Below are 16478 nucleotides of genomic sequence, written 5' to 3' on the forward strand. Positions count from 1 at the left end.
GCATGGTTAGAGCAACGAACAACCCATGGCTTCTGTCCGTGGCCCCCATGATGGACTGGACCGACCGGCATTTTCGCTACCTGGTGCGGCTTATTACCCAAAAGACGCGCCTTTACACCGAGATGGTGGTGGACCAGTCCATCCTGCTTGGCAATCGCAAAAGGCTGCTGGACTACAACCCTGAGGAACACCCGGTGGCCCTCCAGCTAGGGGGCTCGCTGCCGGAGCGGCTGGCCGAGGCGGCCAGAATTGGGGAGCAGTGGGGCTACGACGAGGTGAACCTGAACCTGGGCTGTCCTTCTGAGCGGGTGCAGGGGGGTGGGTTTGGAGCCTGCTTGATGCTCGAGCCCGAGCGGGTGGCCGAGTGCATGGCGGCCATGCGCCGGGCGGTGCGGATCCCGGTCACGGCCAAGCACCGGTTGGGGGTGGACGAGGTGGAGGACTACCGTTACCTGGCCCGCTTTGTCGAGCGGCTGGCTAAGGTGGGGGTGCAGGTCTTCATCGTGCATGCCCGAAAGGCTTATCTGCGAGGGCTATCGCCGGCGGAGAACCGCAGCGTGCCCCCGCTGCGCTACGAGTGGGTCTACCGGCTCAAGCAGGACTTCCCCCATCTGACCGTGGTGCTCAACGGGGGGGTGCGCACCCTGGACGAGGTGGAGGCCCACCTGGCGCATGTGGACGGGGTAATGCTGGGGCGGGCGGTGTATGAGGACCCCTTTGTGCTGGCCGAGGCCGATGCGCGCTTTTTTGGGCTCAGGCGCTCGGTAGACCGGGTGGGGGTGGCGCGGCAGATGATGGCGTATGCCCGGGCCCAGCTAGGGCAGGGGGTCTCTCTCTGGGCCGTCGCCCGCCACCTCTTGAACCTCTTCAAGGGCCAGCCGGGGGGCAGGCTCTGGCGGCGCTTCCTGTCTGAGCGGGCCTGCCGGCCCGGTGCGGGGGTGGAGGTGCTGGAGGAGGCTTTGGAGCAGGTGCTTACGCGGGCAGGTAGCGTCCGCCGCTGCTTTGGGCCAGCCCTTTGATCTCCAGCAAGGTCAGGAGGGCCAGGGTTTCGCTGGTGGAGAGGCCGGTGGCCTGGGAAACCTCCTCCGGTAGGGCCCCGTTGAGCTCAAGCAAGACCCGGTAGACCTGGGCCTCAGCCCCCTCCAGCCCGCCCTCCTGCTTCTTGGGGACCCGCACGCCCAGGAGGTTTAGCACATCCTCGGCCTGGAGCACCAGGTGGGCCCCGTCCTGGATCAGCCGGTTGGTGCCCACCGAGGCCGCATCCCCGGGCCGGCCCGGCACGGCCAGCACCTCGCGCCCCAGCTCGAGGGCGAACCGGGCGGTTATAAGGCTGCCGCTTTTTTCCGGCGCCTCTACCACCAGCACCGCCTGGGCCAGCGCGGCCACGATCCGGTTGCGCCGGGGGAAGAGCCCGGGCTGTGGGGGGGTGCCCAGGGGGAACTCCGAGAGCAGGGAGATTTGTTCGGCCAAGGGACGGTTTTGCGGTGGGTAGGGGCGGTCCAGGCCGCTGCCCAGCACCCCCAGGGTGTAGCCACCGCCCTCCAGGGCCCCCCGGTGGGCGGCGGTGTCAATTCCCAGGGCCAACCCTGAGAGGATGCTCACCCCGGCCTGCGCGAGCTCGCGGGCCACCCGCTGGGTCCAGGCCAGGGCCCAGGGGCTGGCCCGGCGGGTGCCCACGATGCTCAGCACGGGGCCGGAGGGGGGCAGTTCGCCCTTCAGGTAGAGCACCAGAGGCGGGCTTTCCAGATGGCGCAGCTCTTCTGGGTACGCGGCCTCCCACAGGCCAATAATCCGGAAGCCCATCTGCTGGGCCCTTTCGCGCTCCTGATCGGCCCGGCCTGCCCGCAGGGTTTGGTGGTAGGCCCGGGCCACCTCGAGCCCCAGGGTCTCGGCCAGGGCTTCGGGGCTCAAGTCGGTTTGGAGGGCCTGCAAGAAACGTTTGGGGCCGATTCCAGGGGTCAGAGCCAGGGCCAGGGGGTCGGGCATCGCCATAGGATAGCTCATAGGGGCCGTTCTATACTAAGGCGGTGAGGGACGAGCGCACCTACTCTGGTTTTGTGGCTTTGGTGGGCAAGCCCAACGTGGGCAAGTCCACCCTGCTCAATGTGATGCTGGGGGTCAAGGTGGCCCCCATCAGTCCCAAGCCCCAGACCACCCGCAAGCGGGTGCGCGGGGTGTACACCGAGGGCAACCGGCAGATCGTGTTCGTGGATACCCCCGGCTGGCACGAAGCCGCCGATGCCCTGAGCGAGTACATGCTGCGCCAGATCACCGAGGCCCTGGCCGAGGTGAACGCGGTGGTCTGGTTGGTGGACCTGCGCCACCCTCCCACCCCGGAGGACGGGTTGGTGGCCCGGGCGTTGCGCCCCCTCAAGGGGCAGGTGCCCATCCTATTGGTGGGGAACAAGGTGGACGCGGCCCGGTACCCCGAGGACGCGATGCGGGCCTACGCCGAGCTTCTGCCAGGGCTGGAGACCCGCATGATCTCGGCCCAGGAGGAGAGGGATGCCCGCGCGATTCGCGAGGAGCTCTTGGCCTTGCTGCCTGAGGGGCCCTTCTTCTACCCGGAGAACTACGCCAAGGGCGACCAGAGCGCCGAGGAGTGGGCGGCGGAAATCGTGCGCGAGGAAGCCATGAAGCGCCTCAAGGAGGAGCTGCCCTACACCATCGCCACCAAGACCGAGGAGATGAGCCCACGTGAGAACGGGGTGTTCTACATCCGGGTCATCATCTACGTGGAGCGGGAAAACCACAAGCCCATCCTGATCGGCGCAGGAGGGCGGATGCTCCGGGAGATTGGCGCTGCGGCCAGGAAGCAGCTCGAGGTCTTCCTGGCCCGCAAGGTCTACCTGGAGCTCGAGGTCAGGGTCTACCCCAACTGGCGCAAGGATCCCGAAGCGCTGCGGGAGCTGGGGTACGTGTGATGGAGCCGGGGCGAATCCTGCTTTTTATAGGGCTTTTTTTGGTTTTGCTGGGGCTCATCTGGCTCTACGCCCCAGGCCTGCTGAACTGGTTTGGCCGTCTGCCGGGGGACATCCGTATTGAGCGGGATGGATTTCGCTTTTACTTCCCCCTTACCTCCATGCTTTTGGTAAGCCTGTTGCTGAGCCTTTTTTTGCGCTGGTTCCGCTAATTGAGAGCGCATTCCTTGCTTCTTTGGGCTTTTAGGCTAGACTCTAACCCTTGGAGTTTTGCTCCTGGCGTACAAGGGGGGAGCCATTCTCGCCCACCCCGCGAGCGTGGAGGTATTCTATGGCGAACGGGGAAGTCACCAAGTTTCTCAAGCATAACTTCCGCCACTTCAACGCCGCTACCCTGGTCGAGGCGGCTGAGGCCTACCGGGCCCACCTGAATGGGGGCGGGGCGATGATGGTCACGCTGGCCGGGGCCATGAGCACCGCCGAGCTGGGCCTTTCCCTGGCCGAGATGATTCGGCAGGACAAGGTGCACGCCATCAGCACCACCGGGGCCAACCTGGAGGAGGACCTCTTCAACCTGGTGGCCCACCACCACTACGAGCGCATTCCCAACTGGCGCGAGCTCACCGCAGCGGACGAGGAGCGGCTGCTGAAGCGCCACCTCAACCGGGTGACCGACACCTGCATCCCCGAGATGGAGGCCATGCGGCGGTTGGAGGCCGCGCTTTTGGAGGAGTGGGAGGCAGCCGACCGGGCTGGGGAACGCTTTTTCCCCCACGAGTTCGTATACCGCATCATTCGGAAGGGGAAATTGGAGCCCTACTACCAGATCGACCCCAAGGATAGCTGGGTGGTGGCCGCTGCTGAGAAGAACCTGCCCATTGTGGTGCCTGGTTGGGAGGACTCCACCACCGGCAACATGTACGCCGGGCATTGCCTGAGCGGCCGCATCAGGAATGTGCACACCGTGCGCACCGGGATTGAGTACATGATGGAGCTGGCCTGCTGGTATGAGCGCACCAGCCGGGAACGCTCCATTGGTTTCTTCCAGATTGGGGGCGGTATTGCGGGCGACTTTCCCATCTGCGTGGTGCCCATGCTGCACCAGGACATGGGGCGCACGGATGTTCCGGTCTGGGGCTACTTCTGCCAGATCTCTGACTCCACCACCAGCTACGGTTCTTACTCCGGTGCGGTGCCGGGGGAGAAGATCACCTGGGGCAAGCTGGGGGTGGATACGCCCAAGTTCATGATTGAGTCGGACGCCTCCATTGTGGCGCCCCTGATCTTTGCCATCGTGCTGGGCTGGTAGGCCCTGCCTTGACAGGCCTGGGGGCGTGCGGTAAGGTGCTCTTGGGTAGGTTTCATTCAAAAAAAAGGTGGTTTGTTCAATGGAACAAAGTCCGCCCATCCCCACCCTTGAGCGCCCCCTCCACCTCCTTGGCCTTTTCAGCGAGGAGCGGCCCTACTGGACCCTGGCCGAGCTTGCGCGGGCGACGGGCTGGCCCAAGGCCACCTGCCTGCGCAGCCTGCGGGCGCTGGAGCGGCACGGCCTGGTGGTGCGGGAGAACGGACGCTACCGCCTGGGCTCGAGGTTCGTATACCTAGGTGCCCTGGTCAAAACGGCCTACCCGGCTCGGTGGGTGGCGCTGCCCTGGATGCAGGCCCTCCGCGATAAGACCGGCCAGTCGGTGCAGTGGGTGGTGCGCGAGGGGGAGGAGGGGGTGTACCTGGAGGTGGTGGAGGCCAAGGCGCGGGTGCGCCTCTACATCGCCCCCGGTCGGCGGGCCCCGCTTTATGCGGGGGCCTCCACCCGGCTGTTGCTGGCCTTTGCTCCCGAGGCCCTTCAGGCCCGCGTCCTCGAAGGGGAGCGCCGGCGCTACACCCCAGCCACCCCGGTGGAGCGGGCCCGGCTTTGGGCTTTGCTCGAGGAGACCCGGCGGACGGGCTTCGCCGCCAGCTTTGGCGAGCTCGAGCCCCACTCCGCTGAGCTGGCCGCCCCTGTGCGGGGCCCCGAGGGCGAGGTGCTGGCGGCCTTGAGCCTGGCCGGGGCCGAGGCTGCGTACCGGGAGGGGCGCAATCTTCGGGCCTATCTGGAGGCCCTGAACCAGGCGGCCCAGGAGGTCTCCAACCACCTCGGGTTCACCGGTCCTTGGCCGGCCGACCCGGAGGGTTTTTTGGCGTCGCTGATGGCTGCCAAGCCATAAGGAGGGAAGTATGCGGAGTTGGATAGCTTTTGTCCTGAGCCTGGCCCTAAGCCTAGCCGTGGCCCAGAGCCAGACCTGGACCATGGCCACCCCCTACCCCGACGGCAACTTCCACACCATCAACATCCGGGAGTTCGCCCGGGAGGTCGAGGCCGCCACCCAGGGGCGGGTGGTGATCCGGGTAAACAGCGGGGCCTCCTTGCTGCCCCACCCCCAGATCCTGCCCGCGGTGCGCAACGGCCAGATCCAGCTAGGTGAGGTGCTGATCTCGCTTCTGGCCAACGAGAACCCCATCTTCGCCCTGGACTCGATTCCCTTCCTGGTCTCCAGCTACGAGGACGCCCAGCGGCTCTACCGGGTCTCCAAGGGCGAGATTGAGAACTGGCTCGCCCGGCGCGGGATGGTGCTCCTGTTCTCGGTGCCCTGGCCCGGGCAGGGGCTCTACACCAAGAAACCCATCAACAGCGCAGCCGACCTTAGGGGCCTCCGCTTCCGCGCCTTCAACCCGGCCACCGCCCGCATCGCCGAGCTGACCGGGATGATTCCCACCCAGGTAGAGGCCGCCGACATTCCCCAGGCCTTCGCCACCGGCATCGTGGAGGCCATGATCACCTCCCCCTCCACCGGGGTGGACAGCCAGGCCTGGGACTTCGCCCGTTTCTTCTACGACCTCAGGGCCTGGATTCCCAAGAACATGGTCGTGGTCAATCGCCGGGCCCTCGAAAGCCTGAGCCCCGCCGACCGCGAGGCCCTGCTGGCCGCGGCCCGGCGGGCCGAGCAGCGGGGCTGGGAGGCCAGCCAGCGCGAGGCCTCTAGCAAGACCGCCATCCTGGCCCAGCGGGGCATGCAGGTGCTGCAGCCGAGCCCCCAGCTGGTGGCCGACCTCAGGAAGGTGGGCGAGACCATGGTCAACGAGTGGCTCCGGCGGGCGGGGGCTACCGGGGTCAACATCTACCGGGCCTACTTAGGCAGGTAGGCCGAAGGCCCCCTGGGAGGGTGCAGGCGCCCTCACCGGGGGGCCTTGCGAGGGAGTATGCGAGGCTTTCTGGACGGGCTGTACCGCCTCTCGGGGGTTTTAGCGGCGCTTTTGGTGGTCTTCATATTCGCGGTGACCCTGGCCCAGATTGTGGGGCGGTTTTTGGGGCTGGTGGTTCCCTCAGCCAATGAACTGGCGGGTTTTGCCATGGCAGGGGCGGTCTTTCTAGCCCTGGCCTCCACCCTGCGCGCTGGGGGGCATATCCGGGTGGCGGTGCTCCTCCGGCGGCTTTCGGGCAGAGCCCGGCGGTGGGTAGAGCTTGCCGTGGGGGGCTTCTCGCTCCTGGTCTCGGCCTACGCGGCCGCTCAGCTTTGGCGGCAGGTGTGGAACTCCTATGTTTTCGGCGACCTGGCCCCGGGGCTTTTGCCCCTGCCCCTATGGCTGCCCCAAAGCCTCCTGGCCCTGGGGCTTTCCGTCTTCACCATAGCCCTGGCGGACACCCTGGCGGCCCTGCTGCGGGGCGAGTGGCCTGCCTACCTCTCCGAGGGCCAGGGGCAGGAGTAGGCCATGGAGCTAACCCAGGTTGCGCTTTTCTTGCTGCTCCTCCTCATCCTGTTCCTGGGCAGTGGGGTGTGGATTGCCCTCGCGCTCTTGGGGGTAGGGTGGGTGGGGCTCCAGTTCTTCGCCAACACCGAGCCCGGTGCCGGCGTGGCCAGCAGCCTGTGGAGCGCGGTCTCGAGCTGGTCCTTGGCCGCGCTGCCCATGTTCATCTGGATGGGGGAGATCCTCTACCGCACCCGCCTGGCCGCCGACCTCTTCGAGGGGCTTGCGCCCTGGCTTGGGCGCATTCCTGGTCGCTTGCTGCACGTCAACGTGCTGGCCTCGGGCCTCTTTGCCGCGGTCATCGGCTCCTCGGCGGCCACCACCGCCACCGTGGGCAAGATCGCCCTGCCCGAGCTGCTGAGGCGGGGCTACCCCGAGCGGTTGGTGCTGGGCTCGCTGGCCGGCTCGGGTACCCTGGGCCTTCTGATTCCCCCTTCGGTGATGATGATCGTCTACGGGGTGGCGGCCGAGGTTTCGGTGGCCCGGCTTTTCATCGCCGGGCTTTTGCCGGGGCTTCTGGTTTTGCTCCTCTTCATGGCCTGGATATTCATCTCTGGTCTGCTCCATGCGCGCAGGATGCCTCCGCCCGACCCGCCCTTGCCGCTGGGCGAGCGCCTGCGCAGGACGCTGAAGATTCTGCCTCTGGTTTTGCTGATGTCTGCTGTGATTGGCTCCATCTACGCTGGGGTGGCCACCCCTACCGAGGCGGCCAGCCTGGGGGTTTTGGGGGCGCTCCTGATTGCCTGGTGGAGCCGCAGCCTGAGCTGGAGCAGCTTCTGGGAGAGCCTCACCGGAGCGGTGCGTACCAGCAGCATGATTGGCTTCATTCTGGCCGGGGCGGCGGTGCTGAGCATGGCTATGGGCTTCACCGGCATTCCGGCGGCCTTGGCGGCCTGGGTGGGGGAGCTGGGGCTTTCCAAGTACGCCTTCTTGGCGGTGCTTATGGTGGTTTTTTTGGTGCTGGGGGCTTTTTTGGACGGGATTTCCATTATCGTGCTCACCACCTCGGTCATCCTGCCCCTGGCCAAGGCCATGGGGATTGACCTACTCTGGTTCGGCATCTTCTTGATAATTGCGGTGGAGCTGGCCCAGATTACCCCCCCGGTGGGCTTCAACCTCTTTGTGCTGCAGGGGCTTTCGGGGCGGGACATCTTCGCCATCGCCCGCTCGGCCCTGCCCTTTTTGTTCCTGCTGCTTTTGGCGGCTTTTCTCATAACCCTCTTCCCCGAGATTGCAACCTGGTTGCCGCGGACCATGACCCGAGGTTAGAAAGGAGGCGGTGTGCGGATAGACCTGAACGCCGACGCGGGGGAGTCCTTTGGCCCCTGGCGGCTAGGACAGGATGAGGAGCTCTTCCCCTTGCTGAGTTCGGTCAACGTGGCCTGCGGCTTTCATGCGGGCGACCCCCTGACCATAAGGCGCACCCTCGAGCTGGCCCGAAAAGCCGGCATTGCGGTGGGGGCTCACCCCGGTTTTCCCGACCGGGTGGGGTTTGGCCGGCGGGAGCTTTCGGCCAGCCCGGAGGAGGTCTACGCCGATGTGCTCTACCAGATAGGGGCGCTTTCGGGCTTTCTGCGCGCGGCCGGGATGGCCCTGCACCACGTGAAGCCCCACGGGGCCCTCTACAACCGGGCCACCCGCGATGCGCCCACCGCTTTGGCCATCGCCCAGGCGGTGAAGGACTTCGATCCGGCCCTGCCGCTGGTGGTGCTGCCCAACACCCCTCTGGAGGCTGAGGCCCGGCGGATTGGCCTCAGGACCGTGGCCGAGGCCTTTCCCGAGCGGGGCTATACCAAAGACGGCCGCCTGGCCCCGCGGGGTACCCCAGGGGCCTGGATTCACGACCCGGAGATGGCCGCCCGCCGGGCGGTGGCTATGGTGCTGGAGGGCTGGGTGGAGGCGGTGGACGGGGGGAGGGTGGCGGTGCAGGCCGAGACCCTCTGCATCCACGGCGACAATCCAGCGGCAGTGGCCATCGCGCGGGCGGTGCGGGAGGCCCTTTTGCGCGAGGGGGTGGAAATCCAGGCCTACTAGATGACCCTCACCGGTTTCTACCTGCCTTTTGCCAGCCGGCTCGACCCGGAAGCCAGCGCCCGGATGCAGGCTCTGGTGCGGGCGCTATTGTGCCATCCCCTGCCTGGGGTGACCGATTTGGTGCCGGGTTATGTGAATCTCTACGTGGAGTTCGACGCAGAACAAACGAGCGAGGGGCGGGTGCGGCGCTGGGTGGAGCAGCACCTGGAGAGGTTGCCCGAGGCTGCTTCAGGGCGGTGTGTGGAGATACCGGTGCGCTACGATGGGCCCGATCTGGCCTGGGTGGCCGGGGCCACTGGGCTTTCTGCGGAGGAGGTGGTTCGGCTCCACAGCCGGCCCCTCTACTGGGTCTTCGCCACCGGCTTCACCCCCGGGTTTCCCTTTTTGGGGCCGCTGCCCGAGGCCCTGCGGCTGCCCCGCCGCAGCACCCCGCGCCCGCAGGTCCCAGCCCACGCGGTAGCCATAGCAGGGGACCAGACCGGCATCTACCCCCTGCCCTCGCCTGGGGGCTGGCATCTTCTGGGGACGGCGCTGGTGCAGGTATACGACCCCCACCGGTCCGAGCCCTTTTACCTGCAAGCGGGCGACCGGGTGCGTTTCGTGCCGGCCTGGGGCCCCACCCCACCCTTGCCAGAGCCTTTAGAGCTGCTGCCGCCGGAGCCGCTGTACCCGGTGCTGCGGGTGGAGGAGCCGGGTCTGCTGGACTTGGTGGTGGACGGGGGGCGGCGGCTCGCCGGGCACCTGGGCCTGGCGGCAGGGGGGCCGCTGGATGCGCGCTCGGCCCGGCTGGCCAACGCCCTGGTGGGCAACCCACCCGGGACTCCGCTGCTGGAGTTCACCCTGAAGGGGCCGGTTTTGCGGGCCTTAGCACCGGCGGTGGTGGCCTTTGCCGGCTACGGGATGAGGCCCTTGCGAAACGGTGAGCCCCTGCCCGCAGGCCAGAGCTTTGCCCTTGGTAGGGGGGATGTGCTTCGCTTCCAGAGCCTGGCCCAGGGGGCCCGGGGCTACCTGGCCCTGGCTGGGGGGCTCGAGAGCCGGCGCTTTTACGGTAGCGCCAGCGCGGATGTGCGGGGTCGGGTGGGCCGTCCCCTGCGGGCGGGGGACGTGCTGGGGGTGGCCTCGCCCCGGGCGGTGCGGCCCGGCTTTGCCCACGCTCTGCCCGAGCTAGCCCCGGCGGTGGTGCGGCTTTTGCCAGGGCCCCAGCACACGCCGGAAGCCCTGGAGGCCCTCACCTCGGCCCCCTATACCCTAACCGCGGGCGACCGTATGGGGCTGCGGCTCGAGGGGCCCCGGGTGCCCGGCGGGGAGCTTATCAGCGAGGCCACCCCCCTGGGGGCCATCCAGATCACGCCCCAGGGCCAGCCCCTGGTCCTCCTCCACGACCGGGGCCGGATGGGGGGGTATGCCAAGCCGGCCCTGGTGCACCCCGCCGACCTCTTCCGGCTAGGCCAGCTCCGGCCGGGGGAGGAGGTGCGCTTCGTTGCTTTCACATAAGTAATCGGAAACTCGGTGTAGTTTACATCCAGTGCCGAACCTGGCAGAATACACACCAACTTGCGAGGGGAGGTTCTGGTGGATACCGGGGTTCGGCGGTACCTGCGCAGCCAGTTCCACATCAACGGCCCGCTTTCGCCGGGGCACTTCGAAAAGGAGCTGGCGCGGCGAATTGGCAGTCCGGCCAGGCGAAGACCTATCGTGAGCGCCTGGCAGGCCTACCTGAAGGCCCAGGGGGGCGACCTGGAGGCGGTGCGAAGTTTCTACACCGAGCTCCTGCAGCACCCACGGGAGCGCCTGGAGGGGTTGGTCTACGCCATGCACCTCCCCTTCATGGAGTTCTACCTGGAGGCCCTGCCCGGCCATCTGCCCAAAGAGGGCCGGGTGCTGGAGGTGGGGGCCTTCACCGGGGGCCTGGTCAAGCTGCTGCAGGAGGCCCGGCCCGAGCTGGAGTGGCATGCCCTGGAGGGGGTGGGCGAGGCAGTGGCCCTGGGCCAGGTGCGCACCGGGGAGGCCGTGCGCTGGCACGAGGGCTGGTTCCCCTACCAGACGGGGCTGCCTCCCATGGACGCGGTGCTCCTGCTATCCTGCCTGCCCGAGGGCTATTTGGGCGATATACCGCCCAGCCTGAGCGAGCCCGACTACCTGCGCCACTTCGACTTCGCGCGGCGGCTTAGGGGCCTGGAAGGGTTGTTGAAGCCGGGGGGGCTCCTTTTTTACGGCCACGGCCCCTTCCTGGGTAAAAATCCCCAGGCCTTCCAGCGGGCCCTGCTGGCCCTGGGCTTTGAAGGGGTGGAGCAGGTGGGCGATGGGGACTATGTGCTTATCGTGGCGCGGATGCCCCTGGCGCTTCAGCCCGAGGTTGCCGAGCCTGCTCCGCTCGTCCTGGAGCCCGCCCCAGCCAGCCCCTCGCTGCGGGTGGAGGAGGTCTGGGCCTGGCTGGAAGCAGGGGACTACGCCGAGGTGCTGGCCCGGGTGCCCCCTGAGGCGGTGGGGGAGCTGGCCTACCTGCGGGGGCGGGCTCTGCTGGCCCTCTCGCGCTACGCCGAGGCTGATGCGGCCCTGGCCCGGGCGGGCCGGCCCGAGGCCGAAGATCTGCGGGCTTTGTGCTGGGCTGAGCTGGAGGACTACCGCCGCGCTCTGCCGCGGCTGGAGGCCCTGGCCAGCCGGGGGGGACGGTACAAGCTGGCCCTGGGCAAGGTGTACCTGGGCCTGGGCCGGCTGTCCGATGCCCTCCGCCAGCTCTACGAGTGCGGCCTGCCCGAGGCCCAGCTCTACTTGAAGGCTGCCCTGGAGCGCACCGAGGAGCGGGTGCTGCGCCTTTGCCGCGAGGGGGAGTGGAGCGAGGTGAGCCGGCGGGTGGAGTTCGTGGAGGACCTCTCGCCCGAACTCCTGACCCGGGGGCTTTTGCGCATCGGCCTGCAGGCCGCCTTGCAGCAGGGGCTGTGGGGCCGGGCGGCCCGCTATGCCCAGCGGCTATATGTGCTAGGCGAGTCCCACGGGGCGTTGGGGCTGGCCCTGGCAGGCCTCAAGGTGCGGGGCCCCGAGGCTTTGGACCGGGTGCCGCTGGACGACTTGAAGGAGGTCGAGCCCTACCTGACCGACGCGGTGGCCCGGGCCGAGGATGCCACCGCCCTGCTGGCGTTGGGCATGCTGCGCCACCGCGAGGGGCGGCACGAGGAGGCGGTGCGCTACCTCGAGCGGGCGGCGCGGGCCTCCCGGGGGGAGCCGGCCGGGCTGGCCTACCACCTGCTGGCCCAGTCCAAGCGGGCCCTGGGCTACCCGGTGCTGGAGGTGCTGGGCGACCATAAGCGGGCCCACGCCCACCGGGCCTACGCGGTGCCCCAGCTTTTCGAGCTGGCCCAGGAGGCCCTGGAGGCCGGTGAGCCGGTGCTGGCCCGGGAGTTCCTGGGCCGGGTGCGCGAGGCGGGGCTCAGCCACTTCAGCGACATCGAGCCGGTGCTGAAGCTGGTGGAGGCCTTGGAGGGCCCCTGGGAGGCCTTTCGCATGCTGGCCCAGAGCCTGGAGGAGACCAGCGAGCCTCCTTTGGAGCACCTCGAGCTGGCCTACCGCCTCTCGCGTAGCTTCTCGCAAAGCCAGGAGGCCGAGACGGTGCGGGGGCGGTATCTGGCCGCGCTCTACAACGCCGGACAGGCCCTGGGGGCCGAGGGGCTCCTGCTTGCGGAGCTGGCCCGCAACCCCGAGGCCCTGGAGGTGCTCTACGACCTGGCCGAGCATTACGAGCGCACCGGGGCCTACCAGAAGGCCATCGAGACCTGGCGCAAGGCCCTGGAGATCGCCTACTACTGGGAGAAGGACCTCGAGCTCTCGCGGGAGATTCTGCGCAACCTGCTTTTCCTGAACCCCACCGACCCCGAGCTCCAGCTTTATCTGGAGGAGCTGAAGGCCACCTCGCGGGCCCTGGCCCAGCTCGAGGGCACCCCCGATGCCTTTGCCGGCGCCACCCCCGAGGGCCTGCTGCGCGAGGGGCTGCCGCGCTTTCACGGGGAGTACCTGATTGTGGTGGGGGGGCACACCCAGCTCAAAAGCCGCATCAGCCCCTTCCTCAAGGCCCAGGGCCTGGAGCTCGACTGGTTCGACTCCGACAGCTATACCGCCGGGCGGGAGGTTTTGCGGCGTATCCACAGCCGCTTGGAGCGGGCCCATGGCCTCATGATCATCAGCAGCTACGTGGGGCACGACCTATCTGAGCCGGTGCGCCTGGAGGCGGAGAACCTGGGGGTGCCGGTCTACATCACCCCAGGCCGGGCCCGGGGGGTCACCGGCTTCCTGCGGGCCCTGGCCGAGTTCGCTCCGCAGATCTACCGCCAGGCCCTCAAGGGTTGAGGGCCGCGAGGTAGGCCTCGGCCTGGCGCAGGGCCCCCTCCAGGTGGGGCCGGCCCTCGGGGTAGTAAAGCGCCCGGCTGGCCGCGTTCAGAAGGCCGGGCCCCCGCAGGGCCGACCCGCCCTGGGCCCCCAGCCCAGGCAGGAGGAGGAGGCTGCGCGGCATCCGCCGGCGCACCTCGTGCACCCCTTCGGGGTAGGTGGCCCCCACCACCGCCGCCACGCGCGACCAGTCGCCCACCCGCTGCTGCTCGGCTTCCTGGGCCAGGTAATCCGCCACGGCCTGGTAGAGGGCGCCCCCCCGGGCCAGGGGCAGGTCCTGGAAAAGCCCGGAGCCGGGGTTGGAGGTCTTGACCAGCACAAAGACCGCCCCCCCGCTTCGCTGGGCGGCTTGGAAAAAGGGTTCCAGGGCATCGCTTCCCAGATAAGGGTTTGCCGTCAGGGCCGAGCCGGGGTAGGCCTCGAGGTAGGCCCTGGCGTAGGCCTCGGCGGTGGGGCCGATGTCACCCCGTTTGGCATCTACAATCACCGGCAAGGAGAGCACCCGGGCCGCGACGATCAGCTCGTGCATCAGGGCGAAGCCGGCTGGACCCAGGGCCTCGAAGAAGGCGGCCTGAAACTTGACCGCGCAGAGCCTGCCGGCCAGGGCCTCCATGAGCTCCAGTGTGTAGCGGCGGATATGGGCCAGCGGCTCCTTGCCGTGCAGCTCGGGCCGGGGGTCCACCCCCAGCACCAGGGGGGGGCGTTGCAGCACTTCCTCCACGAACTCCATCCCCCCAAGCCTACCCTCTGTCAGCAGGGGTTCAAAGCCGGGATTGAGCCGGTCTGACCGTTCCTTCCAAGAATGACGCTGGAGGTGCGTATGAGAAACCCTCTTTGGGCGTTTCTGGCGCTTTCGCTGGGCCTGGCCCAGGCTCCCCGGGTGGAGCTGGTGGGCTACGCGGTGCTTCCTGCCGACACCTTTGCCGAGGGGCCGGCCAGCGGGGCCTACCGCGAGACGCCGGGCTTCCGCGCGGCTCGGGCCCCCTTCAGCGGCCAGCCGGTCCAGGGCTTCAGCGCCATCCAGTTTGGCCCCCAGCCGGGGAGCTACTGGGTGCTCTCGGACAACGGCTTCGGCTCCAAGGCCAACAGCCCCGACTACCTCCTCAGGCTCTACCTGGTTACCCCCCAGCCCCGCACCGCCCAGGGTGGGCCGGGCACGGTGCGGGTGGAGCGCTTCATCCAGCTCCGCGACCCCAACCGGCTGGTGCCCTTTCCCATCCTGAACGAGAACACCCCCGACCGGCTCCTCACCGGCTACGACTTCGACCCCGAGTCGTTCGTCTTCGCCGCCGACGGCACCCTGTGGGTGGGCGACGAGTTCGGCCCCTACCTGCTGCACTTCGACGCCAACGGGGTGCTGCTGGACCCCCCCTTCGCCACCCCGGACTTCGGCGCGGGCAAGGACCCCAGCAGGGACTTCGTGCGGGCGCCCCAGAACCCCGCCCTGCTTTTGAACCCGGTGGCCCCCGGCCAGCCCAGCCCGGCCAACCTGGCCACCTCCCGCGGCTTCGAGGGCATGACCACCAACCCAGCCCGCAACAAGATCTACGCCCTGCTCGAGGGCACCGTGGTGGGCGACCCGCCGGGCACCCTGCGCCTGATGGAGTTCGACCCCCAGGCCAAGCGCTGGGTGGGCCTGGTGGGCCGCTATTTGCTCGACGACCCGGCCCACGCCATCGGGGAGATTGCGGTGGTCAACGAGAACGAGTACCTGGTGATCGAGCGGGATAACCGCCAGGGGGCCGAGGCCCGGGTGAAGCGCATCTACAAAATCGACCTCACCCGCCGCGATGCCAACGGGGTCTTCGCCAAGGAGCTGGTGGTGGACCTGCTGAACATCGCCGACCCCAGGGGCCTGGCCCCCAGCACCCAGGGCGGGGTCTTCCGCTTCCCCTACCTCACCATCGAGGCCGTGCTGGTGCTCGACCCCACCACCCTCCTGGTGACCAACGACAACAACTACCCCGCCACCGGCGGGCGCGGGGCGGAGGTGAAGGACGCCAACGAGTTCATCTGGCTGCGCCTGCCCACTCCGCTGCGCCTGGCCCCTGGGGTGGGCCAGACCCGCTAGATTGTGTTGCTGTGCTAGCCGGGGGCTCTGACCCCCGGCGCTTTCGTAGAATGGAGCGGATGAAGACCTGCGACTACCTGGTGATTGGGGCGGGCATCGTGGGCCTTACGATTGCCCTGGAGCTGAAAAAACGCGACCCGAGCGCCCGCGTGGTGGTGCTGGAAAAGGAAAAAGAGCTGGCCCAGCACGGCTCGGGGCGCAACTCGGGGGTGCTGCACGCTGGGTTTTACTACACCGCCGACTCGCTCAAGGCCCGCTTTACCCGCGAGGGCAACGCCCGCTGGAAAGCGTTCTTGGAGGCGCGGGGCCTCAGGATCAACCGCTGCGGCAAGCTGGTGGTGGCCAAAAACGAACAGGAAGTGGAGGGGCTGCGCGAGCTCAAGCGCCGGGGCGATCTGAACGGGGTCGAGACCTATCTGATTTCCCTCGAGGAGGCCAGGAGAATCGAGCCCAGGGTCAAAACCACTGGGCTGGCCCTGTGGTCGCCCAACACCGCCACCGTAGACCCCAAGGAGTGCATGGCGGCCGTCGCAGCGGAGTGCCAGGCCCAGGGGATTGAAATTCGTTTGGGCAGCCCCTACCAGGGGCGGCGGGGCACCGATATCATCACCCCGCAGGAGGTTTACAGTGCGGGCTTCGTGGTCAACGCGGCAGGCCTTCACGCCGACAGGGTGGCCCACGACTTCGGCCTGGGCCTCCGCTACCGCATCCTGCCCTTCAAGGGGCTCTACCTCTACGGCAGCGAGCCCCCAGGTTCCCTCCGCACCAACATCTACCCGGTGCCCGATCTGCGCAATACCTTCTTGGGGGTGCACTTCACGGTCACGGTGGACGGCCAGGTCAAGATTGGCCCCACCGCCATCCCGGCCTTCTGGCGCGAGAACTACCAGGGTTTCCAGGGTTTCGACCCCAAAGAGGCCCTATCCATCCTGCGGGATGAGGCCATCCTCTTCCTCCGCAACGACTTCAACTTCCGCAGCCTGGCGCTGGAGGAGATAAAGAAATACTCCCGGGCCTACCTGGTGGCCCAGGCCTCGGCCCTGCTGGAGGGGGTGCGGCCCGAAAACTTCCGCACCTGGGGCCGCCCGGGCATCCGGGCCCAGCTTTTCGACCACCAGGCGAAGAAGCTGGTCATGGACTTCACCCTGGAGGGCAATGCCGAAGGGCTTCACGTGCTCAACGCCATCTCCCCGGCCTGGACCGCGGCCATGCCCTTTGCCGAGTATGTGGTGGACCGGATTCAGGAGCTGCACCGCGGCAAGGAGCTGGCCGCTTCTTAGGTATAGGAG

At 68.0% G+C, this 16478-nt stretch carries 15 protein-coding genes; 13 read left to right on the forward strand and 2 right to left on the reverse strand.

The annotated features are described in order from the left end of the window. Positions 1-2: 2 nt before the first annotated feature. A complete protein-coding gene (gene dusA / locus DV704_RS05110) occupies positions 3-1019 on the forward strand; it encodes a tRNA dihydrouridine(20/20a) synthase DusA (protein WP_114798494.1) in 1017 nt (338 codons plus the stop codon). Here dusA and dprA read toward each other — a convergent pair. Then, the gene (dprA, locus tag DV704_RS05115) at positions 973-2004 is read right to left on the reverse strand and encodes a DNA-processing protein DprA (RefSeq protein WP_233498252.1); all 1032 of its coding nucleotides are present in this window, start codon (positions 2002-2004) and stop codon (positions 973-975) included. The two genes, dusA and dprA, sit on opposite strands and share 47 nt — an antisense overlap. A gap of 23 nt (positions 2005-2027) precedes the next feature. On the opposite strand from dprA, the gene era reads away from it, so the two are divergent. The 10 genes from era to DV704_RS05165 all read left to right on the forward strand — a co-directional run bounded on the left by era (position 2028) and on the right by DV704_RS05165 (position 13079). Further along, complete coding sequence (gene era / locus DV704_RS05120; RefSeq protein ID WP_114798496.1) at positions 2028-2924, forward strand: GTPase Era; 897 nt, start codon at positions 2028-2030, stop codon at positions 2922-2924. Then, a complete protein-coding gene (locus DV704_RS05125; RefSeq protein WP_114798497.1) occupies positions 2924-3133 on the forward strand; it encodes a DUF2905 domain-containing protein in 210 nt (69 codons plus the stop codon). The genes era and DV704_RS05125 overlap by 1 nt, the downstream gene beginning before the upstream one ends. 119 nt (positions 3134-3252) lie before the next feature. Beyond that, positions 3253-4230: a deoxyhypusine synthase family protein gene (locus tag DV704_RS05130; protein WP_114798498.1), complete on the forward strand. Its 978-nt coding sequence runs from the start codon at positions 3253-3255 to the stop codon at positions 4228-4230. A gap of 79 nt (positions 4231-4309) precedes the next feature. Beyond that, positions 4310-5125, forward strand: a complete 816-nt coding sequence (locus DV704_RS05135) for an IclR family transcriptional regulator (protein ID WP_114798499.1) — start codon at positions 4310-4312, stop codon at positions 5123-5125. Between the two features lie 10 nt (positions 5126-5135). After that, a complete protein-coding gene (locus tag DV704_RS05140) occupies positions 5136-6101 on the forward strand; it encodes a TRAP transporter substrate-binding protein (RefSeq protein WP_114798500.1) in 966 nt (321 codons plus the stop codon). A gap of 57 nt (positions 6102-6158) precedes the next feature. After that, entirely contained in the window at positions 6159-6665 is a 507-nt protein-coding gene (locus tag DV704_RS05145; RefSeq protein WP_114798501.1) for a TRAP transporter small permease, read from the forward strand. A 3-nt stretch (positions 6666-6668) separates the two neighbouring features. Further along, positions 6669-7973: a TRAP transporter large permease gene (locus tag DV704_RS05150; RefSeq protein ID WP_114798502.1), complete on the forward strand. Its 1305-nt coding sequence runs from the start codon at positions 6669-6671 to the stop codon at positions 7971-7973. Between the two features lie 12 nt (positions 7974-7985). After that, the gene (locus DV704_RS05155; RefSeq protein WP_114798503.1) at positions 7986-8738 is read left to right on the forward strand and encodes a LamB/YcsF family protein; all 753 of its coding nucleotides are present in this window, start codon (positions 7986-7988) and stop codon (positions 8736-8738) included. Beyond that, entirely contained in the window at positions 8739-10232 is a 1494-nt protein-coding gene (pxpB, locus tag DV704_RS05160; RefSeq protein WP_114798504.1) for a 5-oxoprolinase subunit PxpB, read from the forward strand. Between the two features lie 78 nt (positions 10233-10310). Beyond that, the gene (locus DV704_RS05165) at positions 10311-13079 is read left to right on the forward strand and encodes a hypothetical protein (protein WP_114798663.1); all 2769 of its coding nucleotides are present in this window, start codon (positions 10311-10313) and stop codon (positions 13077-13079) included. Here DV704_RS05165 and pyrF read toward each other — a convergent pair. Next, positions 13069-13848, reverse strand: a complete 780-nt coding sequence (pyrF, locus tag DV704_RS05170) for an orotidine-5'-phosphate decarboxylase (RefSeq protein WP_114798505.1) — start codon at positions 13846-13848, stop codon at positions 13069-13071. The genes DV704_RS05165 and pyrF overlap by 11 nt on opposite strands. A gap of 90 nt (positions 13849-13938) precedes the next feature. Here pyrF and DV704_RS05175 point away from each other — a divergent pair, with 90 nt between their 5' ends. Together DV704_RS05175 and lhgO are read left to right on the forward strand one after the other, a co-directional pair. After that, positions 13939-15189, forward strand: a complete 1251-nt coding sequence (locus tag DV704_RS05175; protein WP_114798506.1) for an esterase-like activity of phytase family protein — start codon at positions 13939-13941, stop codon at positions 15187-15189. Positions 15190-15248: 59 nt separating this feature from the next. Further along, on the forward strand, positions 15249-16469 hold the full coding sequence (lhgO, locus tag DV704_RS05180) for an L-2-hydroxyglutarate oxidase (RefSeq protein ID WP_114798507.1): 1221 nt from the start codon (positions 15249-15251) through the stop codon (positions 16467-16469). Positions 16470-16478: the final 9 nt, after the last annotated feature.

The sequence above is a fragment of the Meiothermus sp. QL-1 genome, assembly GCF_003351145.1.
Taxonomy (GTDB): Bacteria; Deinococcota; Deinococci; order Deinococcales; family Thermaceae; genus Meiothermus.